The organism is Shewanella sp. AC91-MNA-CIBAN-0169 (assembly GCF_040310165.1).
Lineage (GTDB): Bacteria > Pseudomonadota > Gammaproteobacteria > Enterobacterales > Shewanellaceae > Shewanella.
The window spans coordinates 216,448-241,469 of sequence record NZ_JBEOPM010000003.1; the positions used below are offsets into that span (position 1 = coordinate 216,448).

The 25,022-nt window shown below is 41.7% G+C and carries 22 protein-coding genes and 1 other RNA gene; 12 read left to right on the plus strand and 11 right to left on the minus strand.

Translation table 11 applies throughout. The annotated features are described in order from the left end of the window. Nucleotides 1–43 precede the first annotated feature (43 nt). Nucleotides 44–880, plus strand: a complete 837-nt coding sequence (locus AAEY98_RS05055; RefSeq protein ID WP_101087305.1) for a Dam family site-specific DNA-(adenine-N6)-methyltransferase — start codon at nt 44–46, stop codon at nt 878–880. 32 nt (nt 881–912) lie between these two features. Here the strand turns inward: AAEY98_RS05055 and AAEY98_RS05060 are convergent, their stop codons facing one another. Beyond that, entirely contained in the window at nt 913–1,092 is a 180-nt protein-coding gene (locus AAEY98_RS05060) for a DUF2970 domain-containing protein (protein WP_162022144.1), read from the minus strand. Next, nucleotides 1,092–1,469, minus strand: coding sequence for a hypothetical protein (locus AAEY98_RS05065; protein ID WP_242445156.1), 378 nt, complete (start codon nt 1,467–1,469; stop codon nt 1,092–1,094). The genes AAEY98_RS05060 and AAEY98_RS05065 overlap by 1 nt, the downstream gene beginning before the upstream one ends. A gap of 271 nt (nt 1,470–1,740) precedes the next feature. On the opposite strand from AAEY98_RS05065, the gene rpe reads away from it, so the two are divergent. The 3 genes from rpe to trpS are packed head-to-tail and all read left to right on the plus strand — an operon-like array spanning nt 1,741 to nt 4,171. Continuing rightward, the gene (gene rpe, locus AAEY98_RS05070) at nt 1,741–2,412 is read left to right on the plus strand and encodes a ribulose-phosphate 3-epimerase (protein WP_101087302.1); all 672 of its coding nucleotides are present in this window, start codon (nt 1,741–1,743) and stop codon (nt 2,410–2,412) included. 30 nt (nt 2,413–2,442) lie between these two features. Beyond that, nucleotides 2,443–3,132 (plus strand): phosphoglycolate phosphatase, encoded by a 690-nt coding sequence (locus AAEY98_RS05075; RefSeq protein ID WP_192116369.1) that lies wholly within the window; start codon nt 2,443–2,445, stop codon nt 3,130–3,132. Between the two features lie 40 nt (nt 3,133–3,172). After that, entirely contained in the window at nt 3,173–4,171 is a 999-nt protein-coding gene (gene trpS, locus AAEY98_RS05080; RefSeq protein ID WP_192116368.1) for a tryptophan--tRNA ligase, read from the plus strand. 45 nt (nt 4,172–4,216) lie between these two features. Here trpS and AAEY98_RS05085 read toward each other — a convergent pair whose 3' ends face one another. Further along, nucleotides 4,217–5,086: a LysR substrate-binding domain-containing protein gene (locus AAEY98_RS05085; RefSeq protein ID WP_351015352.1), complete on the minus strand. Its 870-nt coding sequence runs from the start codon at nt 5,084–5,086 to the stop codon at nt 4,217–4,219. Between the two features lie 148 nt (nt 5,087–5,234). Between AAEY98_RS05085 and AAEY98_RS05090 the strand changes: the two genes are divergently transcribed. Next, nucleotides 5,235–6,110 carry a DMT family transporter gene (locus AAEY98_RS05090; RefSeq protein ID WP_351015355.1) on the plus strand — a complete coding sequence of 292 codons (876 nt, stop codon included), beginning with the start codon at nt 5,235–5,237 and terminating at the stop codon, nt 6,108–6,110. Nucleotides 6,111–6,146: 36 nt separating this feature from the next. Here AAEY98_RS05090 and AAEY98_RS05095 read toward each other — a convergent pair whose 3' ends face one another. From AAEY98_RS05095 to AAEY98_RS05110, 4 genes are all read right to left on the minus strand, one after another. Next, nucleotides 6,147–6,716 carry a BON domain-containing protein gene (locus tag AAEY98_RS05095; protein ID WP_101087298.1) on the minus strand — a complete coding sequence of 190 codons (570 nt, stop codon included), beginning with the start codon at nt 6,714–6,716 and terminating at the stop codon, nt 6,147–6,149. Beyond that, on the minus strand, nt 6,713–7,306 hold the full coding sequence (locus AAEY98_RS05100; RefSeq protein ID WP_011635877.1) for a phosphoheptose isomerase: 594 nt from the start codon (nt 7,304–7,306) through the stop codon (nt 6,713–6,715). The genes AAEY98_RS05095 and AAEY98_RS05100 overlap by 4 nt, the downstream gene beginning before the upstream one ends. Before the next feature lie 129 nt (nt 7,307–7,435). Beyond that, nucleotides 7,436–7,762 carry a YraN family protein gene (locus AAEY98_RS05105; RefSeq protein WP_162022148.1) on the minus strand — a complete coding sequence of 109 codons (327 nt, stop codon included), beginning with the start codon at nt 7,760–7,762 and terminating at the stop codon, nt 7,436–7,438. After that, nucleotides 7,759–9,582, minus strand: coding sequence for a penicillin-binding protein activator (locus AAEY98_RS05110; RefSeq protein ID WP_350996754.1), 1,824 nt, complete (start codon nt 9,580–9,582; stop codon nt 7,759–7,761). Before AAEY98_RS05110 ends, AAEY98_RS05105 begins: the two co-directional genes overlap by 4 nt. Nucleotides 9,583–9,671: 89 nt before the next feature. Between AAEY98_RS05110 and rsmI the strand changes: the two genes are divergently transcribed. From rsmI to AAEY98_RS05125, 3 genes are all read left to right on the plus strand, one after another. Further along, nucleotides 9,672–10,514 carry a 16S rRNA (cytidine(1402)-2'-O)-methyltransferase gene (gene rsmI / locus AAEY98_RS05115; RefSeq protein ID WP_011635880.1) on the plus strand — a complete coding sequence of 281 codons (843 nt, stop codon included), beginning with the start codon at nt 9,672–9,674 and terminating at the stop codon, nt 10,512–10,514. A 54-nt stretch (nt 10,515–10,568) separates the two neighbouring features. Continuing rightward, nucleotides 10,569–10,922: RNase P RNA component class A (gene rnpB, locus AAEY98_RS05120), an RNA gene on the plus strand. 445 nt (nt 10,923–11,367) lie between these two features. Then, the gene (locus tag AAEY98_RS05125; RefSeq protein WP_351015358.1) at nt 11,368–13,503 is read left to right on the plus strand and encodes a TonB-dependent siderophore receptor; all 2,136 of its coding nucleotides are present in this window, start codon (nt 11,368–11,370) and stop codon (nt 13,501–13,503) included. 99 nt (nt 13,504–13,602) lie between these two features. Here the strand turns inward: AAEY98_RS05125 and AAEY98_RS05130 are convergent, their stop codons facing one another. From AAEY98_RS05130 to AAEY98_RS05140, 3 genes are all read right to left on the minus strand, one after another. Further along, nucleotides 13,603–15,756, minus strand: a complete 2,154-nt coding sequence (locus AAEY98_RS05130; RefSeq protein ID WP_351015361.1) for a TonB-dependent receptor — start codon at nt 15,754–15,756, stop codon at nt 13,603–13,605. 496 nt (nt 15,757–16,252) lie between these two features. Then, nucleotides 16,253–17,932 (minus strand): ShlB/FhaC/HecB family hemolysin secretion/activation protein, encoded by a 1,680-nt coding sequence (locus AAEY98_RS05135; RefSeq protein WP_351015364.1) that lies wholly within the window; start codon nt 17,930–17,932, stop codon nt 16,253–16,255. Nucleotides 17,933–18,186: 254 nt separating this feature from the next. Beyond that, nucleotides 18,187–19,407: a threonine/serine exporter family protein gene (locus tag AAEY98_RS05140; protein WP_011635884.1), complete on the minus strand. Its 1,221-nt coding sequence runs from the start codon at nt 19,405–19,407 to the stop codon at nt 18,187–18,189. A gap of 163 nt (nt 19,408–19,570) precedes the next feature. Between AAEY98_RS05140 and AAEY98_RS05145 the strand changes: the two genes are divergently transcribed. Together AAEY98_RS05145 and AAEY98_RS05150 are read left to right on the plus strand one after the other, a co-directional pair. After that, nucleotides 19,571–19,966 carry an MAPEG family protein gene (locus AAEY98_RS05145; protein WP_335692675.1) on the plus strand — a complete coding sequence of 132 codons (396 nt, stop codon included), beginning with the start codon at nt 19,571–19,573 and terminating at the stop codon, nt 19,964–19,966. A gap of 212 nt (nt 19,967–20,178) precedes the next feature. Further along, a complete protein-coding gene (locus AAEY98_RS05150; RefSeq protein WP_351015367.1) occupies nt 20,179–22,500 on the plus strand; it encodes a YgiQ family radical SAM protein in 2,322 nt (773 codons plus the stop codon). Between the two features lies 1 nt (nt 22,501). On the opposite strand, the gene AAEY98_RS05155 is transcribed toward AAEY98_RS05150, so the two are convergent. Continuing rightward, nucleotides 22,502–22,690 (minus strand): hypothetical protein, encoded by a 189-nt coding sequence (locus tag AAEY98_RS05155; RefSeq protein WP_182744422.1) that lies wholly within the window; start codon nt 22,688–22,690, stop codon nt 22,502–22,504. Between the two features lie 12 nt (nt 22,691–22,702). Here AAEY98_RS05155 and AAEY98_RS05160 point away from each other — a divergent pair, with 12 nt between their 5' ends. Together AAEY98_RS05160 and AAEY98_RS05165 are read left to right on the plus strand one after the other, a co-directional pair. Further along, entirely contained in the window at nt 22,703–23,305 is a 603-nt protein-coding gene (locus tag AAEY98_RS05160; protein WP_502959522.1) for a hypothetical protein, read from the plus strand. Nucleotides 23,306–23,916: 611 nt separating this feature from the next. Then, complete coding sequence (locus AAEY98_RS05165) at nt 23,917–25,005, plus strand: hypothetical protein (RefSeq protein WP_351015370.1); 1,089 nt, start codon at nt 23,917–23,919, stop codon at nt 25,003–25,005. The last annotated feature ends 17 nt before the right edge of the window (nt 25,006–25,022 follow it).

The following is a 25,022-nucleotide window of genomic DNA, read 5'->3' on the forward strand; positions in this document are numbered from 1 at the left end:
AGTACAATCATCAGCTTTAATTTTGCTGGCATAATTCCTATTCATGATAAAAAAGCATAGAGCCTTTCTAAAGTGGGCAGGCGGTAAATATAAGCTCGTTGATGAGCTAGCAAAACACCTTCCAGCTGGAAATAGACTGATTGAGCCTTTCGTTGGGGCAGGTTCGGTATTCCTCAATACACAGTTTGATGACTATTTATTGTGTGACATCAACCAAGACCTAATCAATTTATATCAAATTGTTCAGCAACAGCCAGATAAATATATTCAAGCGGCAAAGGCCATGTTTGTCGATCATATGAATGACAAAGATGCTTATTACCGTATTCGTGCTGAATTTAATCTCTGTAGCGATCCTTTCATTCGTTCGGTATATTTTCTGTACATGAATCGCCATGGTTTTAATGGCTTATGTCGATATAATCGCAAAGGTGGTTTTAACGTGCCGTTTGGTTCGTACAAAAAGCCTTATTTTCCAGAAACTGAAATTCGTTATTTTTCATTAAAAGCGCAAAAAGCGACCTTTAAATGTATCAGTTACGAACAAGCCTTTGATATGGCGAACAGCGGTGACGTTATTTATTGTGATCCGCCTTATGCGCCGTTATCAACTACAGCCAGTTTCACCACTTATGCAGGTCCGGGTTTTAGCTTAGATGATCAAGCATTACTTGCTCGTCATTCACGGCTTATTGCCCATGAGAGAAATATTCCGGTATTGATCAGTAATCATGATATTCCGTTAACGCGAGAATTATATCGTGGTGCATCTTGTTCAACGATTTCGGTACAGCGTAATATTAGCCCTAAAGGCGGTTCACGCAATAAAGTGGATGAAATTATGGCGCTATATGATCATCATTATCGTGAAGAAGAGTAATGCTGCAAAGAGCGGATAACGAAAGCTATCCGTTAACTTAATACTTGGTTTACGATGAGTATTAGGGAAATGACTAAGGCAATGGCTAAGATAATGCCCATAATGATAAACGGTAATGGGGATTGATTTTGAAAATCTTTTTGGCGATTTTTTTCTGTCTGCACGCCAAAAAAGGCCGCTACAGTGCTGCTAAATACCCGCCAAAGTGACATTAACGCGATATCTGAGTTGGGTTGCCTGAGGTTGGCATGTCATTCAAAGGTTTGTCTTTGTGACCGTGGATTAACTCAAGTAAATCAATAAAGTGAAACTGGCTTGAACGGCTATTACCCGTAATCCAATTACCCCAACTGACATCATTCGACTGCTCTGCACAACGATTTGTAGGGTGACTACTGGGTAAACTTGCATTGTAGTTGGTGGTGCTGTTGCAGACGCAGGCCTTACTATTGGCCGAATTACTTTCGTTGGCCATCAATACTTGGCTTAACAATAACGCCAATGCAGACGTAGCAAATACAGCAAAAACCGGTGCTGACAATAATTTGCCATCACGACCAGAAAACTTGCGTAATAATTGCTTTACCATAAAGGGTGCCCTATCCATGGTGTAAACTCGATTGATGCTACAACAGGTATTAAATATTCAGTTGGACCACTAAGATAACAACTTTTTACATTATAGCAAAATAGCTTAGTTATTGAACACTGGTTTCTGTATAAAAAATAGTAAATCCGACTTATGGTCTAGTTTTTAACTAAATTCTATTGAGGATAGTGGTTATTTCCCTTGTTAGACTAGAGGCTTGCGGCTGCAAAGGGTAAAATGTCGTCACTTTGATCTGCCAATAGAGAAGATTATGCGCCCATTTTTAATTGCACCATCGATTTTGTCTGCTGATTTCGCCCGTTTAGGTGACGATGTTAAAGCCGTATTAGATGCGGGGTCAGATGTTGTTCATTTCGACGTTATGGACAATCACTATGTACCAAATTTAACAATAGGCCCAATGGTATGCACTGCGTTGCGTAATTACGGGATCACCGCTGATATTGATGTACATTTAATGGTTAAACCCGTTGATCGCATTATTCCTGATTTTGCCAAAGCCGGTGCTTCAATTATCACTTTTCATCCAGAAGCGTCAGAACATGTTGATCGCACACTGCAGTTGATTAAAGAATCTGGCTGTAAGGCTGGATTAGTCTTTAATCCTGGCACTCCACTGCATTATTTAGATCATGTAATGGACAAGCTCGATGTTATTTTATTGATGTCAGTTAATCCTGGTTTTGGTGGTCAGTCATTTATTCCACATACGCTAGAAAAACTTCGCCAAGTTCGTGCGCTTATTGATGCCAGTGGTTTTGATATTCGCTTGCAAGTGGATGGTGGCGTTAAGGTCGATAATATTGCTGAAATAGCGGCCGCGGGTGCAGATATGTTTGTAGCTGGTTCGGCAATTTTCAATCAACCCGATTATAAAGTTGTTATTGATCAAATGCGTGCCGAACTCGCTTCGATATCATAATTTCTTTATCCATATCCAGTGGGACTTTACATGATGCAATGGTCAAATATTCGCGCAATCGCTTTTGATTTAGATGGTACGTTAATCGACAGTGTGCCTGATTTGGCAGCGGCCACAAACGCCACATTAGCACAGAACCAATACCAACCAGTGACTGAAGCATTGGTTCGTAGCTGGGTAGGTAATGGCGCTCAAGTATTAATGCAACGTGCGTTAAGTTATGTGTCTGCTATGCCAGAAGATGCTCCTGATCTGCAGGTAATACTTGAGCAAATTATGCCGCAATTTATGCATCATTATGGTGAGCACTTACAAAAACATAGTCGTTTATATCCGGGAGTTATCGACACGTTACAGCAGTTAAAACAAGCAGGTTTTAAACTGGCTATCGTTACCAATAAACCATATCGTTTTACCGTGCCGTTACTAACAGCTTTTGGTCTTGATGAGCTATTTTCTGAAGTTCTCGGTGGTGATTCATTGGCCAAAATGAAGCCAGACCCAATGCCATTACAACATTTGCTTAAACAATGGCAGTTGGATGAATCTCAATTACTGATGATAGGTGATTCAAAGAATGATATTTTAGCGGCTAAAGCTGCGAATGTTATGTCTATTGGCTTGACCTACGGATACAACTACGGCGAAGATATCGGTCTTAGCAGCCCGCATGCGATATGCGAAAACTTTGCTGATATAGAGCAATACTTACTTTCATAATAATTTGAATTTTAAAAAGATAATCTGGAGCAATAAACACATGACCAAACCCATAGTTCTTAGCGGTGCGCAGCCATCAGGCGAATTAACCATAGGTAATTATATGGGCGCACTTCGTCAATGGGTTGCCATGCAAGATAGCCATGATTGCCTATATTGTGTTGTTGATTTACATGCGATTACGGTGCGCCAAGATCCTAAAGCGCTGCGTGAAGCGTGTTTAGATACGCTAGCGTTATACCTTGCTTGCGGTGTTGATCCTAAAAAAAGCACCGTGTTTATTCAATCGCAAGTACCGCAGCACACCCAACTTGGATGGGTATTAAACTGTTACACCCAAATGGGTGAGTTAAATCGCATGACCCAGTTTAAAGATAAATCGTTAAAGCATGCCAATAACATTAACGTTGGCTTATATGGTTATCCTGTTCTAATGGCTGCAGATATTTTGCTTTATCAAGCCAATGAGATCCCTGTTGGGCAAGACCAAAAGCAACATTTAGAACTCACCCGCGATATCGCAACCCGTTTTAACAATGCTTACGGCGACACGTTTACTATCCCAGAACCGTTTATTCCTGAACACGGCGCTAAGGTCATGTCATTGCAGGACCCGCTTAAGAAAATGTCTAAGTCTGACGATAATCGTAATAACGTCATTGGTTTACTTGAAGATCCTAAAGCGATTTTAAAGAAAGTGAAAAAAGCCATGACCGACAGCGAAGAGCCACCAGTAGTGCGTTTTGATATGGAACAAAAGCCAGGTGTGTCGAATCTACTCAGCTTAATGTCAGGTTGTACTGGTCAGTCGATTGCGTCTTTAGAAGCAGAGTTTGAAGGCAAAATGTACGGTCATTTAAAAGTGGCTACTGGTGAAGCTGTCGTAGGAATGCTTGAGCCATTACAAGCTCGCTTTAAAGAGTACCGCGCCGATAATGCATATCTAAACCAAGTCATGGCGGAAGGTGCTGAAAAAGCTCAAGCTCGTGCAGAAGTCACGATTAAAAAAGTGTACGAAAAAATTGGTCTTATTGTGTAAGTATTATTTCAGCTAATGTTATCTATAAGCCAGCAACGTGCTGGCTTATTTTTTGGTTAACCATTGTACAAATGCAGCGATAGCGGGCTCCTTTAAACGTCGCTGTTTACAACTAAAATTGAATTCAAATCCAGTCAACATAGCGGGTAAGTCAAGTGCGACTAATGCTCCCTTACTAATATCTCGTTCTACCATAAAATCTGATGCCAGCGCGATCCCCTGACCAGCAATTGCCGCTTCAATAGCTAACAACACATGGCTGAATACATGCTGTTGTTGCGTAGCCTCTATGCTGATGCTGTTAACCTTTAACCAGCGCTCCCAATCAAAGCCTATTGGCCCTTCATCTACAGTGAGTAATGCATGTTGCCGTAATACACTCAGCGCCGAGTGGTCGGTATTTAATAGCCCCGGGCAGATCACTGGGATCAGTCTCTCTTGGTGTAACATGCGATGCACATAACCCGGTTGGCCACTTTGACCAGTAATAAACATATCAGCAACACTATCACTCATCAGTGGGTCGTCGGTGATCATATCTAGGCGAATTTTAATCTGTGGATGTAAGCGATGGAAATCGCTTAAGCGAGGAATCAGCCACTTAATGGCAAATGAACTGTATACCGCTAAGCGGAGCTGATCATTACAATCGCCAGTGATTTGCATGCTTAAATCATTCAACTCATTAAATATTCGCTCCAGTTCATGGTAAAGCACATTGCCTTTACTGGTTAAGCAGAGCTGCCTACCTTCGCGGATAAATAATCGTTCGCCAAAATGTGCTTCAAGCAGTCTTACTTGGTGCGATACCGCACTTTGAGTAATGCACATCTCAGTTGCCGCCCGAGAAAAGTGAGCATGCCTTGCGGCCGCTTCAAAAATTTGTAGTGCCCGCAGTGGCGGCAGTTTGCGCATATACACCTCAAATATGAATTTATTTTATTAAAATTTATGAGGTATGAATTTAACTCATGCATAGATTAAAAACATCATTATTCGATATTAATTGATAACTATATGATGCAGCCAATTATTGGTCTAAGGTTCTAAGGTTGTAAGTGTAATGAAATCCACAATAGCGATTGGCATGATGTTATTAGTTGTCGGTAACCTTTTTAGTGCTATGTATGATGTGTCTATAAAATGGCTTCCAGAGGGCAGTAGCGCTGCAACATTTCTGTTAATCAGACAGTTAACATCAGTATTAATGTTACTGCCATTGTGGTTTGTAGCTAAAAAACCAATCAGTCGCCATATAAAGGTGCACTTAGTGCGAGCTAATACTGGCGCTATTGGAGCTGTATGCTTAATTATGGGGTTAATTGCGCTACCTATCGCCACTGTAAGCTCGTTGTTTTATTCGGCGCCATTAATGATTATATTAATGGGATTTCTATTTTTAAAAGAGAGCGTCACTGCTGCACATTGGCTGGCAGCTATTTTGGGATTTCTGGGCATCATTATTTTGCTACGACCAAGTGAAATTAACTGGTTTGGAATTGCAGTACTCATCTCTGCATTTATGTTTGCGATAAACCAGTTGGCATTGCGCAAACTCCCCAGTACCGAAAGCCCTGTTGTAACGTTAATGCTATATAACTTACTCAGTATTCCTTTGGTGTTGGTCATGGCATTGGTGCAAGGCATAGAGGCAATCAGTGGGTCTTTAGTGGCTATTGCGGTGTCGAGTAATGTGTTTTTATTGGCGTATCAGTGGTTTTGCGCGTTGGCTTATCGCCAAGCACAAGCCAGTCAAATTGTGGTGGCTGAATACACAGGACTATTATTTTGTGTCTTTTTTGGTTGGTTGTTTTTTGATGAATGGCTTGATGGTTTAAGTTGGGTTGGGGCTGGGTTTATTGTGTTGCCGTCGCTGATTATCCCGTGGATACAAGCCAAAAGATCCCAAAAAAAATTCATCGAGCAAAATGCAGGATGAATTTCTAAATCGCGATAATAAAAATGTACTGCAGGATTAAGATTCAGTGTATTCAAAAACCTTAATCACTTTGCGAACGCCTGCAGTATTTCGCGCGATATCAACCGCCAAATCAGCTTGCTTGCGGTCAATTAACCCAAGTAAGAAGACTTCGCCGTTTTCGGTAATCACTTTCACTCGAGTAATATCGAGCGATTTTTCATTTAACATGCGGCCTTTGACTTTGGTTGTTACCCAAGTGTCGTTGCTGCGAGTGGTAAATGACGTTGGCGTGCCAATACGAATTTGATTATGTATTTTGCCGCCAATTTGTAAATCTTGCACCACTTTAATCGCTTTATCACGCAGCATTGAGTTAGGTGCTTGACCTATCATCAATACATTATTGTTCATCACAACCGCGGCGATATTGGTTTGATTATTAAGGTCATCATGTTTTGATAGCGCGCTAGCAATGACAAAGTCTGCATTAGTATCGCTGATTTGAGTGCCCATGCTGCGCTCATCATTAACCATCTTGGCACCGCTAACGGCACCAACCATGACTGCACCAGCACACCCCTGCAGCATCGCCAGGACTGAGATGATGAGTAACCTTTTTATCATGCTTGTTCATCCTGTGGGAACAAGGTGCGGTCGATGTTATCGCATAAACAGTGAATAACCAGTAAGTGAACTTCTTGAATACGTGCAGTAACGTTTGACGGTACGCGGATTTCGACATCTCCTGCGCTCATCAAGCCCGCCATTGCGCCGCCATCTTTACCGGTTAGGGCAACAATAGTCATGTCGCGGCTTAACGCTGCTTCCATGGCTTTAATAATGTTGCCAGAGTTACCACTGGTTGAAATAGCCAATAAAATGTCGCCTGGTTGACCCAGTGCAAAAATCTGCTTCGAGAAGATTTCATCGTAGCTATAATCGTTGGCGATAGCAGTAATCGTTGAAGTGTCACAGCTTAATGCAATAGCAGGCAGCGGTGGACGTTCAATTTCATAACGGTTTAATAATTCAGCAGAGAAATGTTGAGCATCGCCAGCACTGCCGCCATTACCACATGACAGAATTTTATTACCGCCAAGTAGACATTGCACCATCATCTCTGCAGCTTTTTCAATAGACTCAGGTAATGCTTCAGCAGCATCAATTTTAGTCTGAATCGATTCGGTGAAACTATCTCTAATACGTTCTAACATGCAACAATCCTTACGCTAAATTATGTCTACGTATGTCTCTGATCAGCTTTTTTATCGTCGCTCATCAGTCAGACTCGGTAATTTGACTATATGATGCCATAAATCAAGGTTATGGTAATCAATTGCCGCTTAAAAACAGCCTTGTAGCCAGTTTATTTCATCAATATTCATCGCAATGACATCAAAGCGACAAGGTGGATTTAATTTTTGTCGTTGTAAATAATGCTCAGCGGCTAATCTTATCCGGGTAATTTGCTTACTTGTTAAGGCATTTAAGGCGCCACCAAACTGATTTGACGACCTAAATTTTACTTCAACAAACACCCAGACATCTTGCTGGCGCATAATTAAATCTATTTCACCAAATGGGTATCGAACATTAGCATCTACAAACGTTAGACCTTGTTGTTCAAGGTAAGTTCGTGCACGTTGCTCAGCTAATTGTCCACTGTTCATAGTGGTGTTAATTGTCCTTGGCTATATTTTCCCCAAGAAAGTTGACGATCTATCACTCCGTTAGGTTTCACTGATAATGCACCACTGCGGCCAATAAATTGGTATCCCGGGAAAGCGCGCATTTGCGCTAAACGATTAACCAATTCAAGGGCATCAAAACCCATTGCATATAGGCGTTTTTGGCTGTTATTCCAACCACTCCAAAGCTCAGAAACCAGCTGTGTTTCGCTGCTAGGTTGCATCAGCCAAGGTACATCGCTAATGATCAAGTTATTTAACTCTTGTGCCGACTGCGCTGACTCGCTTTCAAGACGGCTACGGCTAGTGGTATATAAGGTTACGGGTTCAGAGAACACACTAAAGTTAACGTCTAAAAAGGGTTTTAGCAGGGCTAAATCTTGTGAACCCGAAATCATGTAAATCGCATCAATATCTTGGCGAGAACGAAAATCTGATTCTAAGCGGCTACCCAATAAATCACGCATTCTGCTAATACGCGCTTGGCTATCTTTCACACCTAATGCTTCTTGAACTGTTACCTTCATTTGGTCGCCAGCATCATAAAAATACACTTCGGCATCATTGCTGGTTAAGGTTTGCCAAGTTTGCTTAAAGCTGTCTGCCATACGTTTGCCAATCGGATCGTTACTGGCCAATAATAGTGGCAACTTTACCCCATCGCTATACAGCTTATGTGCAGCGTCACTGGCTTCTTGTGCTGGAGACAATGAAAAGTAAAACAGGTTTGGTTGTGGTGTAAACGTATCTGTTTGGTTCAAATACAGCTGTGGCACTGTGGTCTTTTGTTTATCGTTAATTTTCTGTAGTTCTTCAACTTCATTGGGTAACAATGGCCCAATGACAAATTCTGCGCCTTTGGCTACAGCTTGTTGATAAGCGGCCGCAACCCCTTGCTGAGTATCATAAAAGTTAAGTGAGACATTGCTATCAAAATCAGATAAATAGCTCGATAAAAGACCTTGACGAATAGGTTCAGCAACCACAGCGCGTGGGCCACTTAACGGTAATAATACTGCTATATTTTGCGGTCTAAACGGTTTGGCATTAAGCGCTTTTTCTAAATCAGCAGGTAACTTCACCGCGCCTGGATGATAAGGGTTATTACGCTGCCACTCACCTAAATAACGCACCAATTGCGTCGGCTCAACCGCGTAATGTTTAGCGATAAAGGTTAATTGTAACCAACCAGCAAAAATCGGATTCGATTGATCGCGCATAAACGACTGCACAGTTTCTTCGGATAAAGGTTGTAGTAACTTCCAAATAACATTATTGATCGCTGTGGTTTCAGATTTTGGTAAGTAGTTGCTTAATAGACTTAACTGCTTAACCTGATCAATTGGCTGTTGAGTATTTTTGTACAGCTTGGCTTTAAATTGGTGATAACTTGCCATTTGCCAGCGTGGTAGTTGCCAATGTGGTGGATACTGTAAAATATCTAATGCGGCTTGGCTGCTATTGATTTTTTCGACAATGCGAGCGCGCAAGTAAATATGCTCCGCTTGAAGCGAGGGAACGTTCACCATCGACTTCTGCATTGACGTTAATACATTAGCGGCAGAATTAAAGTTACCATCATTGATATAAGCATGAGCGGCGAGTAATAAATAACGATCACGCTTTTCTGGTAAACTGCTATTCGTTGCCTCAGCCAAATAAATTTTAGCTGGATGTTCAGCGGCAACGAGCGATGCGCTAGCGTCAACATTATCCTGCTGTTTTTTGGTGGCACAACCGACCACCAATACAGAGAAAATCAACGCGCACACGAATTTTGTAGTATTCAGTCTTATTAACACTTGGCTTCACTCTGGTAAGATGCTGTCACTAGTTTAACCTGCTCTTACGCTTGGCGAAAGTATCAGGTAGATTCATTATCGAGGTAATTATGGACCAAATGGTCGCGCTGTATATTGTTCCCACCCCAATTGGTAATTTTGGCGACATCAGCGCTCGGGCAATAGAGGTGCTGCAACAGGTTGATTTAATCGCCTGTGAAGACACTCGCCACAGCGGAAGGCTGCTAAGTCACTTTGGTATTGAAACCCGTAAAACGGCATTACATGATCACAATGAACGTGACCGAGCACAATGGATAGTAGAACAATTAAATGAAGGCAAATCAATCGCGCTCATTTCTGACGCTGGGACGCCGTTAATTTCTGACCCCGGCTACCATTTAGTTAACCATGTTCGTCAAGCTGGCCATCGAGTCGTACCTTTGCCTGGGGCATGTGCAGCGATTACGGCCTTAAGTGCATCAGGCTTACCGTCTGATCGCTTTAGTTTTGAAGGTTTTTTACCGTCAAAAGAAAAAGCCCGTATCGATAAACTTGAATTTCTTAAAGAAGATCCTCGTACTTTGATATTTTACGAATCTCCTCACCGTATTCTTTATAGCCTCGCCGCTATTGTTGACGTTTTAGGCGCCGATAGGCAAGTGGTAATGGCACGTGAAGTCACTAAAACCTTCGAAACCTTCTTATCTGGCACCGCTGCAGAGGTATTAGCGCTGGTTGAAGCTGATGATAATCAGCAAAAAGGCGAAATGGTCATTATGTGCCATGGCTTTACATTATCTGATGAAGAAGGTATTCCAGCGGTTGCCGTTGCTACCCTAAAGTTACTTTGTGAAGAGTTGCCGCTTAAAAAAGCCGCCGCTATAGCAGGGCAAATTCATGGTTTAAAGAAAAATGCCCTATATAAATACGGTTTAGAACTGGATTTATAAAAAGCCGCTCGCTTTGGCATTGGTTTGTTGCGCTGCTTAGGCTATAATCCGCGCCGAGTTGGCCAGACAGTTGCCGCGTACGCAAGTACGGGGAGGAAAGTCCGGGCTTCAAAGAGCGGGGTACCAGGTAACGCCTGGGCGGTGTGAACCGACGACAAGTGCAACAGAGAGGAAACCGCCATTTTGGCTTAGGCTAAGATGGTAAGGGTGAAAGGGTGCGGTAAGAGCGCACCGTGCGGCTAGCAATAGTCCGTAGCAAGGTAAACTCTACCCGAAGCAAGACCAAATAGGGTTCCGCATGGCGCTGCTCGCGTTGGAACCGGGTAGGTTGCTTGAGCCTGTGAGCGATTGCAGGCCTAGATGAATAACTGTCCACGACAGGACCCGGCTTATCGGCCAACTCACCTCTTTATAAAAAAGGCCTCGCAGCAATGCGAGGCCTTTTTTTATCGTTAGTACGAAAATATTGGTGTCGCAACCTTATAATAGTCAACCCGAGTTGATGTTGGTTATTGTTTCTCTATGTTTTAGCTTCATTACTATCCAATACTTGCGGCAGACGATCTCCTGTTGGAGTTGACTACATCCGTTCAGTAAACGTCGTCGGAACGCTAAGTATTTACAAATGGATGATTTATTAACCCGAGTGTTCAACTCTATTGTTAGCTATGCACCTCGCTCTTCCTGATCTAGTCGATAATAAATACTCATTCAACAACAAAACCTTTAAACATAAACTGACTTTATCGTTAACAAACAAGCACAAATGTAAATTATCAGATGAGAATGGTTTTCATTAGTGTTTGGTGCTATATTGCGGCCAAATTTTACTGTTGCCGATGAGTAAGCTGTTATGCATTTGAACGTCATTAATATTGGGATGTTAAGTCTACTGCTACCTGTACTGAGTGTCAGTGCGAACGAGAACACGACCGACCTAGACTCGACAGAGTCGATTGAGAAAATTACCGTAATGGGCCGGGCACAAACCTTTTATCGTGAATCTTCTACGTCTGTGGGTGCCAAAGTTGAAACTGATATTATGGATTTACCGCAATCGGTGCAGGTGTTGAATGAACAGTTGATAGTTGACCAAGCAGCACGCGAAATCACCGATTTATACCGCTCTATTGCGGGTGTGAGCACTTATAGTTATTCAGGGGTGACCTTTCGTGGCTTTCGTGATGACAGCAATGTGTTTTATGACGGTGTAAGAGGCGACCCTTTTTCTGGTTTCGGTGTACCACAGTTATTTAATATTGAACGAGTTGAAGTGTTAAAAGGTCCAGCTGCTGCGTTATACGGTGGTGGTGAGCCTGGCGGCATGATTAATTATGTCAGCAAAAAGCCGAGTTTTGTCCAAGATACTGAAGTGACATTAACCACAGGCGATAACGACCGTATGGGCGGGTCAATTGATTCTAAAGGTGGTTTAACGGATTCAATTGCTTATCGTTTAGGCGGTTTTTATGAGCAAAAAGACAGTTTTCGAAATAATGCCGACTCTGAAAATACCGAGTTAACAGGTGGATTATTATTTCAACTTGACGATGACACTACACTCACAACAACGATTGATTATATCAAACAAGACTTAGGTGGTAATCGTTTGCGTGGCGTTCCCGTTGACGATGATGGTAACTTTTTGGTTGATCCAAGCTATAACGCTAATGAAAAATCCGACTATCAAAACCTTGAAGCAACAATATTACAAGCTGACTTACAGCATCATTTTAGCGATGAGTTAAGTGTTAATACCACAGTGCGTTACCTTGATAACGAGCGTGTTCAGGGATATCACGAATCACAAAGTTGGGTTGACGTTAATGGTGATGGCGAAGCCAATATTGATGATAAAACCATTAAACGTGAATATCGTAAACAGTATCGCGCTAACCAAGAAGTCAGTGTGACTTCAGATTTTGTATATCGATTAGATACTGGTATTGAGCAAACCTTATTATTTGGAGCAGATTACCATCACGTAAACAGCGATTATGATTATTGGCGTGCCCGTTATGAGGCTGATGGTGTCGCTAATCTAAACATTTTTGATCTTAATTACGGTGAAACTGATCCTTCGACTTATAACTTACAAGACCAAGAACGTGATGGCACTAAAACCGAACTCGCGGGTTTATATGTTCAAGATCAAATTAGTTTAAGCGAGAAATGGTTGTTATTGGTGGGGCTACGTTACGATCACTTTAACGATTTTGATAAAGAAACTGGATTTGAGTTTAGTGATAATCATGTATCACCGCGTGGTGGTATTGTTTATAAATACTCCACCGATACATCATTTTATGTTAATTATGCAGAAAGTTTTAATCCGACCTCGCTTGGCGATCAAGAAACGGCGAGTGAAGACAGTAGCTTAGAACCTGAAATGGGTGAACAAGTTGAACTAGGGATAAAAAATCAGTGGTTTAATGGCAGCATGATGACCACGTTAGCTGTGTATCAAATTAATAAAAAAGATGTCGCCATGAATAATCCTGCTGACACGGGCAATGATGACGGAATCCCTGCGTTAGTAAGCTTAGGTGAAGTTGAAAGTAAAGGACTTGAGTTTACGTTGGTGGGAGATATAACACCTAATTGGACAGTCATGGCTAATTATGCCTATAACGATACTCGTGTTACTCAAGGCGATATTGGCGATACCTATGCCGATGGCAGCAAGTTTGTTAATGCGCCGCGTCATCAAGCGGGTTTGTGGACGCGTTATGATATTGACAGTATGAATTCTGCTATTGCACTGGGTGCAGATTATGTCAGTGAGCAAATGAGTGCTGATGCGCAGCGTGTTAAACCCTATACCGTGTTTGATATGAGCTGGACAACTACGTGGCAAGATACCCAGTTTCAGCTAAATGTGAAAAACCTGTTTGATAAAGAATATGCCGTGAGCGGTTTCTCTGAACGTAATGGTCATTTCCCGGGTGCACCACGAGAAGTGGTGTTGCAGGTATCGCATCACTTTTAATGTCGAATTATTAGTGGGGTTGTATTAACGTCTTGCTGAATTAAACAAGGGCGTAAACAATTTATTGTTTACGCCCTTTTTTATAGTGACTTTTCAGCTTTAGAAGCTGGTCTTTACGCCCACATTAATGGTGGTGCCCAGAGATTTAGTATTGTATCCCCCGTAAGTATAAGCTTGTGATCTTGCTGAAAAGTAATCTTCATTGAGTAAGTTTTCTACTCCAAGTGATAATTGCCAGTTATTGATCTGATAGCTACTGGCAAGATTTACAACGTTATAATGTTCTATAGGACCTTGGCTACCAACATATTGGCCATTCACTTGCTCAAAGCGTTTACGGTCACCGACATACATGTAATTAATGCTGACATTCGCATCTTCAACTGGTTGCCAGTTTACATAAGCAGTAAATTTAGGCGCAGATATGGTGCTACCATCAAGATAGGTATCATTTTCAGTGTCTTTACCTTCAATCCAGCTATAGCTTAAACCCGTACTCAGATTATCTTGTACATGGTAGTCTAGCTGTGCTTCGTAGCCCCAAATTTTTTGCGGTGCACGAACCGGTAAATACACGCCTGTAGTTGCATCAAAAGTATTACTGGTGCCGAGTTCTGATTCACTTCGGTACGCGGCAATTTCATAAGTTACATCACCGACCTGACCTGAAAAGCCAACTTCGTAGTTATCGACAATTGATGCTTCGGTGCGGATTAGGGCAATATCATTAACCGTGGCTGAGCGTAACAGGCGACCGATATCTGATATGTCAGCACCTTGAGAGAAGCTAATAAAAGGGCTAAATAGCGGGTTCATATTGTAGCGCAAACCAACATTATAGGTGGTGGAGTCATAGTTAAGCTCGCCGCCTGTAACATCAAAAGGTACTGAGCAAGTGCTTGCGGTACTGCATAGTTTCAATGTTTGATAATCTTCAACACTTAAGTCGACACTGTCTTGGCGAATACCGGCTTTAAAAACCCAATCATCAGCAACAACAAACTTGGTTTGCAAATAGGCCGCTAAGTTGCGCATGTCCATTTCTGGTACCCAAATTCGACCGTCTTCCAAAGGTTGTGAGCTAACATCTTCAAGTGCATCAATGCCGTAGATAAAGGTTGATTCGATGTTATCCCAGTCAATTTGGCTAGCAAAGTTAATCCGTAAGCCTTTCTTTTCGGACTTGATGATTGATTGACCTCCTTCGTAACCTTCACTTGGATTAGCTAACGCAGTTGAGAAGAAAAACATATTTTCTATTTTTTGCATATAACCATCAACGGTTAATTGGGTGTAAATAAATATCTCTTGGTCGACGTATTTTAACATTAGGTTATGATTACCGCGCGGCCCTTGAGGTACACCGGGTTTTACTATGCCGCTAGTATTTTCAATGGCGTAGGTTTTTTCGCCAGAGTTAACACTGCCAATAACATCAATTAAGTCTGCGTCTTGTTGGGCTTCGTAGTAGTTATAAGTCAGTTGAATTGACTTGTCGTCGTCGAGTTGATAGCCGAGTTTAGTAAAATAATTATTCGATTTAGTTTCTGATAAACCATAAATCAATCCGATAACGTCGCCTTCGGCATCACGCTCTAAACCTGTTTTTTCAGTAATGGCGCTAAATACATAGCTAAAGTCATCAATCGTACCGTCTATGGACGTATCAACTCGATAACCGGCACTATCTTGTAATTTTACTGCGCTAAATTTACTGGAAGCCCCAACATTAATTCGTGCTTTATCTTCGCTGGCACGCTTAGTGATGTAGTTAATAATGCCACCAGAGGCGCCATTGCCATAAATAGAGGTGGCTCCTTTAATCACTTCGATACGTTCAATGGCACCGGCATCGATAGAGCTTATGCCTAATTGACCATTACGTAATGGCGTTGACTGAGGCACGCCGTCAATCATCACTAATGCCGCGCGACCACGAAGGTTTTGCCCAGAATTACTTGATGTGCCAGTGCTTGGCGCTAATCCAGGAACGCGAAATGCGAGTAAATTTTGTAACTGCGAAGTGACTAACATATCTCGTGCGAGGGTTTGTTGTTCAATAAGCGTGACAGAAGAAGGGACTTCATCTATCCGTTCAGCAGAGCGACTGCCTGTAATAATCATTCGCTCCATTGAGGCTTTGTTTTCTGTGGCTTGTGTTGAAGATTCTGCATTGGCATGAGTGGCGGGGAGTACTAATAAAAATAATGCACAATGTGTCGCAATAGCCAGTTGGCTAGGTTTGAATAACATAGAGATACCGATTAACAAATAATGAATAAAAGGTAATGATATTCATTATCATTAAAAAGTACACATTATTTACATTTTTTACTTTTTTGCATTAAATCAGTTAGATATTAATCATTCACTTAACTAAAAGCCACAGATCTTCATAATGAATTTAACTGCTGCTTGTCGTCATTATATAAAAATCTGACCGCGTGATATGTCGTTGCTCTGTAGGAGTAGGCGATAACGCAGAAGTAAGAAACTATAAATTCAGTTAGAAGAGGTCTGTTAAGCGGTTTTTGCTTATTTTTGTAGTAAAAGTTTACGACAAGTGATTCGTGAATAATGATTATGCAACCTTGTCGCGCATTTCTGTATAAAGCAAACCGTTTTGTTGGCGAATCGTAATCACTAAAGATCAGCTGCACTTGGTGTGTTTTTAGCGTTTAATCTAAATTTTTCACACGTTAGCCAGCCGTTCTCGTTAGACACGATAACAATTGAACGGTTTACCTAATTAAAAATGGTCTTTCACTTGAAATCTGAACTCCCAAGCGTTGATGTCGTTGCCCGTAGTGATCGGGACGGCAATATCAACATGGGCTACGTTACCGTAACTGGATTTAGAAGAGTAAATCCGTGCGCCAATACCAATACTACCAATAGGGCCATCAACTTCATTTTGTTCATCTGGGCCACCGCTTGCTTGACCTATATCGGCAAATACAGCCCAACCTAACTCGGCCAATTGATATAAATTAATGTTTGGATAGTATCGGATTTCACTCGTGAGCAACCATTGATTGTCACCATGTTGGTAGTCGTTGGGATATCCCCGTACACCTGTTTCGTCGCCAAGAGCAAACGTTTGATCAAGATAGTTATTGTGTGAGGTTGCGATACGCGCCTTGGAGTAAGCGGTCCACTTAGGGCTGATTTGGTGAAAGAATTCAGCGGCTAAACCGACATTATAAAAGTCTTGTTGGCCAGTTTGAATATCTGTTCGAGCATTAACGGTCATTAGCAATAATTGATTGTCTTCCTGCCAACCGCGACTGCTTGAAGCCGTTATGTGATAGCCCACAGCAGCATTGTCGGCAACGTCATTGGTTTCCAATCCTAAACTTACTGTGTGATGCCAACCTAAGTTAAAGTCTTCGTTATTATTAATCAGGTGGATATTGTTCAGCACTGTGTATTGGTCTTGCAGGTATTCGTAGCTGATCCAAGGGTAAACAAACTCACGATCAAAAGGTAACGGTGAAATGGGGTATTCGTCGATGTTATTGAATTGATGTTGGTCTTGGGTTATCCCTAGGCTAATACGGTGCAATTGATCTGGCGTTTTATCGACTAACCAACCAAATCCGACGTTAGCATAATCGATAACATGTTCAAATTCGTTAATGTCTTGGCCATTTTGTCTTATGGTGTCGATGCGGGTATCCGTTAACCATGACAGGGCGTACATGTTCTGAGTATCAAGAGTATAAAAGGGCTTATTAAAGGCGATAGCAGACGCTTGGCCGTCACTGTTGTCGTAAAAATCGACCGACACATTACCGTGTTTAATCCATCTTACTGGAGCATCAAAGGCAAACTTATACCCGGTGCGGTCGGCACTTGACTGGTATTTTATTTTAGTTTTAACCCCTAATCCCAGTAAGTTATCTTCCTTCATGCCAAACGAGTATTTAGTGTCGCCGCCATTTTTACTCAAACTGACCGTTGGCAGTAATGACCAGTTATCCCACGTTTCGACTAATACCACGTCTTCAACGTTGTCGTCGGCGAGTGGATCTTTTCTGGCAATGTTGATATCAGCATCACGAATGTAAGGTTCGTAGCGCAATAATCGCTGCGCTTCTTCAAGATCTTTCTGAGTGATTTTTTCACCTTTTTCAAAGCTTAAGCTATTGAGAATAGTCGACTCTTTGGTATTGATATGCAGATAGTTTGCCCAACGATGAAGGAAAATAGCATCCGGAGCTGACTCATCAAAAATAGGATGACTAACGACTACAATATTCGCGACTTTTTCGACATCATGTTTATTCGTTGTCGACGGACTAGAGGGCGTGGTGACAGAGTCATCGTTGGCTTTTAACTGTGCTTCACTGTCAGCAATAGTTGCTTGAACAGCAGACGAAGAAAGCAGGATGACGAAAAAAAATACTGCCATAAATATGATTGGCATAGCTTCGTCCTTATTTTTATTGTTATGTTTTTGAGAGGCCTGTAAGAATAGAACTATTGTTTTCAATATGAACTTTTTATGTTGCCTCTTTGTTTCATATCATACCTGAATAACATAATAGTCAAGCATTTAGCTTGAATAAATATTTCATTAATCCATTTAAATTATGTGGGTATTTGAGTTGTTAAAAAATAAGGGCAGCGTTTATAGCTGCCCTTTAATACCGATAGGAAGGTAATGTTAACTTGTAAGATTTATAACGAACGGCGAGGGGGCACGATAACGTTAGCAAAAATAAGCCCAGCGATTAAGGACATAAAAATTAAGAATATTTGTGAGCCTAAATGGGCTTGATTGAGCATGGTTTCGCCCGAAATTAATGCATTGAGACCAATATAGGTTTTGCTACCAGGGACCAGAATAACGATGCCTTGCAGTAACGCAATCGACACAGGTGCTTTCATCCAACGCGCATACAGATTTGAATAGATGCCCACGGCTAGTGCACCGACAAAAATACCAATAGACTCACCTAAATAAATCCCGCCTAACATGGCAGAGAAAAATGCCACAATTCCGGCAAATATGCCCCAAGGGGAATCTTTTAAGCGTGCTTTAAAGATAATAACCAACGACATCGACAATAACGGCACCGCAGACCAAATCGCCCAACGAGGTAATGGTATTGGTTCGACATAGATAGTTTCACCAAAGATGGCTTTACCAATGGTCATGCCAAGCACAGCACCAAAATACAGTTTAAATAACTGCATCACAGCATCCATGATACGTGCCGTACCGGAGATTAAATCGCGGGCGGCAAGTTCCGCTAAGCCGAGAGTGAGTGCAAGACCGGGAACAAAAATAATAATCCCCGATAAAATGGTTACGGGTAAATTGATACTCGGGTCTAATTGCGCAATCCCTGACGCTAAGATAGCGCAAACTACTGCCGCCATGGGTTCGAGCATCTCTGCGATACGTTTTGAGCGTTCAGCCCAAAAAACTAAGCTGTATACCAGTAAACCAAAAATAGCTGACCAAAAAACGTCATGCCAACCGGTACCCATTAACATGGCAAAAGCACCCGCACTGGATCCAAAAGCTAACAGCGTCAGTTTATGGCCATAAGGATTGGGTTTATTGGCGATTTCTTCTAAGCGTTCTAATGCTTCTTGCAAGGTTCGCTGCCCAGAACTAAGCTCTTCAACCAATTCAAAGGTACGTGCTAACGAGCCTAAATCTAAGTCGCCAGGTTTAACGCGTGCAACGTGATTGTATTCTTGCTCAGTGTCATGTTGGAGTACAAATGTCATCGATGTGGGCGATATTAAAAAATATCCTTCAATACCAAGGGTATTACATACCGTTTGCAAGTGGGATTCTAAGCGATACGCAGGAGTACCAAATTTATGCAGGTACTTACCTAGTTTAATGATAAATCTACGTTTTTCTAAAAAATCCTGATTATCCACTGGGCAGTAGTCACTCTTGTTAAGGTATTGAGCTTATTTTGGCGCGAATATTAACCGATTAAGGCGTGTGTTTACAGCCAAACTGATTCAAAATGTAGTGATCACATCAACAAATCAAAGATTAGTATAATAACAATAATATAGACGACTTAAGGAATAACACATGACATTGATGATATCGGGTTTATATGCGGGCCTAACAGCGTTGTTGGTTTTAGCATTATCTTACAAAGTGGTTAAATTTCGTCGAGTGAATAAAATAGGTATCGGTGATGGTGGCCATCAAGGATTATCCATTGCGATCAGAGCTCATGGCAATTTAATTGAAAATGCACCCATAGTACTCATTTTGTTAGCACTGGCTGAATTGAATGGCATGCCGGTTTACTTGATACACTGTTTGGGCACAGCTTGGATTGTTGCGCGTTTATTACATGCTATTGGATTAAACCAAGGTCAAGGCGGCCATCACTTCGGCCGTTTTTGGGGTGTATTAATTACTTGGATAATACTATTAATCTTAGCGGTTGCTAATATTGGCTTCTTTATTGGGTTATAACATTGAAAGCATAAGGGAATAGCAATATTCCCACGTGTTTTACAAGGTTTTACAAGGTTATAAAAGGATAAAAATATTTCACTTTTGGTGTTTTTTTAGTCACACTTAGTGTCGCTCTACTGCTATACTCCGCGTCCGTTAAATTCAGCCGTAGGCTGATGTTGTCATCGGATCAGCTAGGCTGGTTTTCCCCATTTATGTAGGTCATATACATGCAAGTTGAGTCAACGTTATTTAATTATCCAAAGTTTTGGGCTGAATGCTACGGAACAGCACCTTTTTTACCCATGTCTCGTAAAGAGATGGATATTTTAGGTTGGGATAGTTGCGATATTATTGTCGTGACTGGCGACGCGTATGTTGATCACCCAAGTTTTGGTATGGCGGTGATTGGGCGAATGTTAGAAGCCCAAGGTTACCGTGTGGGTATTATTTCGCAGCCTGATTGGTCAAACAAAGAAGACTTTATGCAGCTAGGTCGCCCAAATCTATTTTTTGGGGTAACCGCTGGCAACATGGATTCGATGATTAACCGTTACACCGCTGACCGTAAGTTACGTCATGATGATGCTTACACTGCTGGTGATATTGGCGGCAAACGCCCCGATCGTGCCGTGACCGTGTATACCCAGCGTTGTAAAGAAGCCTTTAAAGACGTACCCGTTGTTATCGGTGGCATTGAAGCCAGCCTACGCCGTATTGCCCATTATGATTATTGGTCAGATAAAGTGCGTCGCAGTGTGATTTTTGACGCCAAAGCCGATATTTTAATTTACGGCAATGCTGAACGACCATTAATGGAAGTTGCACGCCGTATTGCTGCGGGTGAGGCCATTGGCGATATTGACGATGTTCGTGGTACCGCAACAATGCGTAAAGAGCCTATGCCCGGTTGGCGTGGCATGGATTCACGCAAAATTGACCAATTACATAAAATTGAGCCATTACCTAGCCCATATGGTGCTGATGATGTTGGTTGCAGTAATTTGTCAGGTCCAACAGACGAAAAGATTTTTGATAACGAGGCACCTAAAGCCATTAGCGTTCAACCGCCTCGTCCAAAGCCATGGGAAAAAACCTATGTACTGCTTCCTGCCTATAACAAGGTCAGCGAAGACAAGTATTTGTATGCCCATGCCTCGCGTATTTTGCACCAAGAGCAAAACCCAGGCTGTGCTCGTGCGCTGTTTCAGCCACATGATGCCAACCGTGGTGTATGGGTAAATCCACCTGCGTGGCCATTAAACACCGACGAAATGGATGCAGTATTCGATTTACCTTATCAACGCATCCCGCACCCTGTGTACGGCAAAGAAAAAATTCCTGCCTACGACATGATTAAGACGTCAATCAATATCATGCGTGGTTGTTTTGGTGGTTGTTCATTCTGTTCGATTACCGAGCATGAAGGACGCATTATTCAAAGTCGCTCGAAAGAGTCGATCATCAAAGAAATTAAAGATATTCAAGAAAAAGTGCCAGGCTTTACCGGCGTTATTTCTGACTTGGGTGGCCCAACGGCGAACATGTACCGTTTAGGTTGTACCAGTGAGAAAGCGGAGAAAACCTGTCGACGTTTATCATGTGTGTTCCCGTCTATTTGCGGCCATTTAGGCACCGACCATAAACACACCATCGACTTATACAAAGCGGCACGTGAAGTACCTGGTATTAAAAAGGTGTTAATTGCTTCGGGTGTTCGTTACGATTTGGCTATCGAAAACCCAGAATATATTAGAGAGTTAGCTAAACATCATGTGGGTGGTTATTTAAAAATTGCTCCTGAACATACCGAAGAAGGCCCGCTCAGTAAAATGATGAAGCCAGGTATGGGAACCTATGACAAGTTTAAAGAACTGTTTGATAAGTTTTCTAAAGAAGCGGGTAAAGAACAGTTTTTAATTCCGTACTTTATTTCGGCGCATCCTGGTACTACCGATGAAGACATGGTTAATTTGGCATTATGGTTAAAAGGGCAGAAATTTAAGCTCGACCAGGTGCAAAACTTTTATCCATCTCCGATGGCAAATGCGACCACGATTTATCATACCGAACTTAACTCACTGAAAAACATTAAGCATGATAGTGAACAAGTGACAGTGCCTAAAAAAGGTCGTCAGCGTAAATTGCATAAATTCTTGTTGCGTTACCACGACCCAATGGGCTGGCCGATGATCCGTGAAGCCTTAGCTGCTATGGGTAAAGAGTCGTTAATTGGTAATGGTCCAAATCATTTGGTACCACCCGAAACGCGTAACGAGCAAACTAAAGTGAAGTGGGGCCAAAAGCCATCGGCTAAAGCGAAAGAACAAAGCGGCCAAAAAGCCATGACCCGTTTTTCTGCAGATCAGTTTGAAGACCGTAAAGGTAACACTAAAGCGGATAAAGGCAGTGCTAAGCCGGTAGGGCAGAAACCAAAGTCTCCAGCTAAGGCTTCGGGCCAAGCGGCAAAAGGGCAAGCGCCCACAAGCCAAGGCGCTAAGCGTCCAGCTAAAGCGACCACTTGGGCGACTAAGTCTAAATACGCTAAGTAAGCTAACACGTTAACTTATTGTCATAAAAACCCGCATTAACGTTTGCGGGTTTTGTTTTTCTAGCAGCAATAGATTCAATAACAAGGTAATCTTGTTCGGTACTTTCGTCTTTTAATTTAGTCTGCTCAGTAGCCGTTGTGTTACACAACTGCACTTTATTGATTAAATTACTCAATGGTTTGATAAACAAGGAATGATCATTATGCCAACATTAATTAGGCTTAGCGCATATCTTAGTGGTGTATTACTGTGTGGTAGCGCTATGTTGGTTAATCCTGCTTATGCCGCAAACTCGGTACAGCAACAGCAATTTTTTGAAGCGATTAGCGCTCTGTGTGGCAAAGCTTTTGCCGGTAAAATCACTGCTGGTGGCAGTGAAGGAGATGGCTTTAGTGGCAAAACATTAATTATGCATGTAAGAGATTGCACCGATCATCAGTTGCGTATTCCATTTCATGTTGGCGATGATCACTCTCGCACTTGGGTGATAACTCAAACTGATACCGGATTGCGCTTAAAGCATGATCATCGCCATAAAGATGGCACCGATGATAAAGTGACTATGTATGGTGGAGAGACCCGCGATACTGGCACTGCCAACTTGCAAACGTTTCCTGTGGACGATGAGTCTATTGCCAACTTCAAGCAACATGGCTTAACGCAATCGGTCACTAATGAGTGGCAGATGATGATTGAAGCGCATACTTTTACTTATCGTTTAAGTCGTGAGGATCGAGATTTTAAAGTCGAGTTTGACCTCTCTAAGCCTGTAGCATTACCGCCAGCACCTTGGGGATATAAATAGGTTGTCTACTTACGCAGGCTAATTTAATCGTCATCCCGGCAATGCTCGTGAGCCGGGATCCAGGTTTATTTTTTTGTGTTTTATGCTTAGTACTTATGTACTTATGTACTTATGGCCTGCGGCCACTAACGTCGTGGCGCTTCACCCACACCAGACCAAGAGGAAACCAACGGCTGTTCCCTCTTGGAACTCCCAGCCGCCCCGCAACATTTTCAAACAGCGAAAAGGTCGCCATGGGGATTGATCCAGCTTTTAATTTCGCTTGTAGTCTGCTTCGGCCTTATTCGAAAATGCTAACGCTTCCGATGGTACATCCTGTACCGCGAAAGCTAGCTGGCCATCCTTGGCCAGCTCACGTCATTTTCTTCAACGTCCTCAAGTTCAGAGTTGAATCGGTCCATTTTCAAGTAAAGAAAACTAACTCGTTTTTGCCCCTTTCTGTGTTTCAGCCTCTTTGTAAAAGATTCCAAAGCGCATTTTCTATTAAATTAGATAAACAGTCGTATTATTATCCCATTAATTTTGCTTCGTAATTATTTTCAGAGTTCTAGACTAATGCTAAATTGATGGTATTTTAATACTTATTAGTCAGTTATTAGGTTAGTTAACGAATGATAAACGTGGTTAGTGACGATAAGATCACAGAATTTAGAGATTTAGTAAATTCTAATTCAAGCTTTGTCTATCAGACTTATAAAGATAAAAATGGAAAAAATCTCTTCAACTTAGTCTGTTCTTGTATGGACTGGATCACAGTATCAATTCGACACTTAGAGAATGTGCCTGATTTTGACAAAAATATTGATACAAGAGTTATGCAAATGTTTACCCTTATCTCTTCAATTGACCTTATTTCAGAGTCAATCACTCAATTGCACCGTGTATTTATCAACCCCCAAACGATCCCCTTTACAGGTGAGAATAAATGCTTTGCTAATCGACTATTCGCTGATGAAGATGATAATAGCTACTTTAAAACGGTAAGAGCTTGCTTTGGTGCTCACCCTGTTAATCTTAATCAGTCTAATACTAAGCGTTTCGCTAGTTGGCCGTTCGATAGTCATTCCAACACTGCCGAACTTACTGTTCATTTATATAGTTCAAATATAAATGATGAAGATTTACCACTTCATCTAAATAGAAATGAATTATTGGAATTTCTAACGACTCGATATGACTATCTTGATGTAATTGCAGACAAGATAGAAAGTTTGTTCATCGAGTATCAGAAAAATTTATCAAAGCAGCTAATTGAGAGTAAGTTCGATCCCCTAGAACAGCTCTATGTTCTTAAAGCAGAGTCTGTGAAGAGGTTAGACAACGATTATTATAACGGTGAGATTGATGATCTGATTATGATTTTCGAAGCAGAAGTAACGGATCCTGACCTTATGCCAATTGCTGATAGCTACAAAGATTCTCTCATACCCCTAATTGATGAAATTAAGACTAATCTTCAATCTATGAATATCGTTGATTTGGAAAATGACTGTGAGCTAAGAATTAGGTCAGATCTTAGCAGAGAGTTGAGTTATGAACTTGGGAAATTTTATAGTTGGATACACGGTGATAGATACGATCCATTGTTACACTACTACTTAGAACGGTTCAACGCTTTAACTGGCGGAAAGTTTAACTTCACTAATACTGATGAAATTAACCTGACTTTTCTTAAAGCGAAGCTAATGTTAGCTGAGTAATTACCTGGACAATTGAA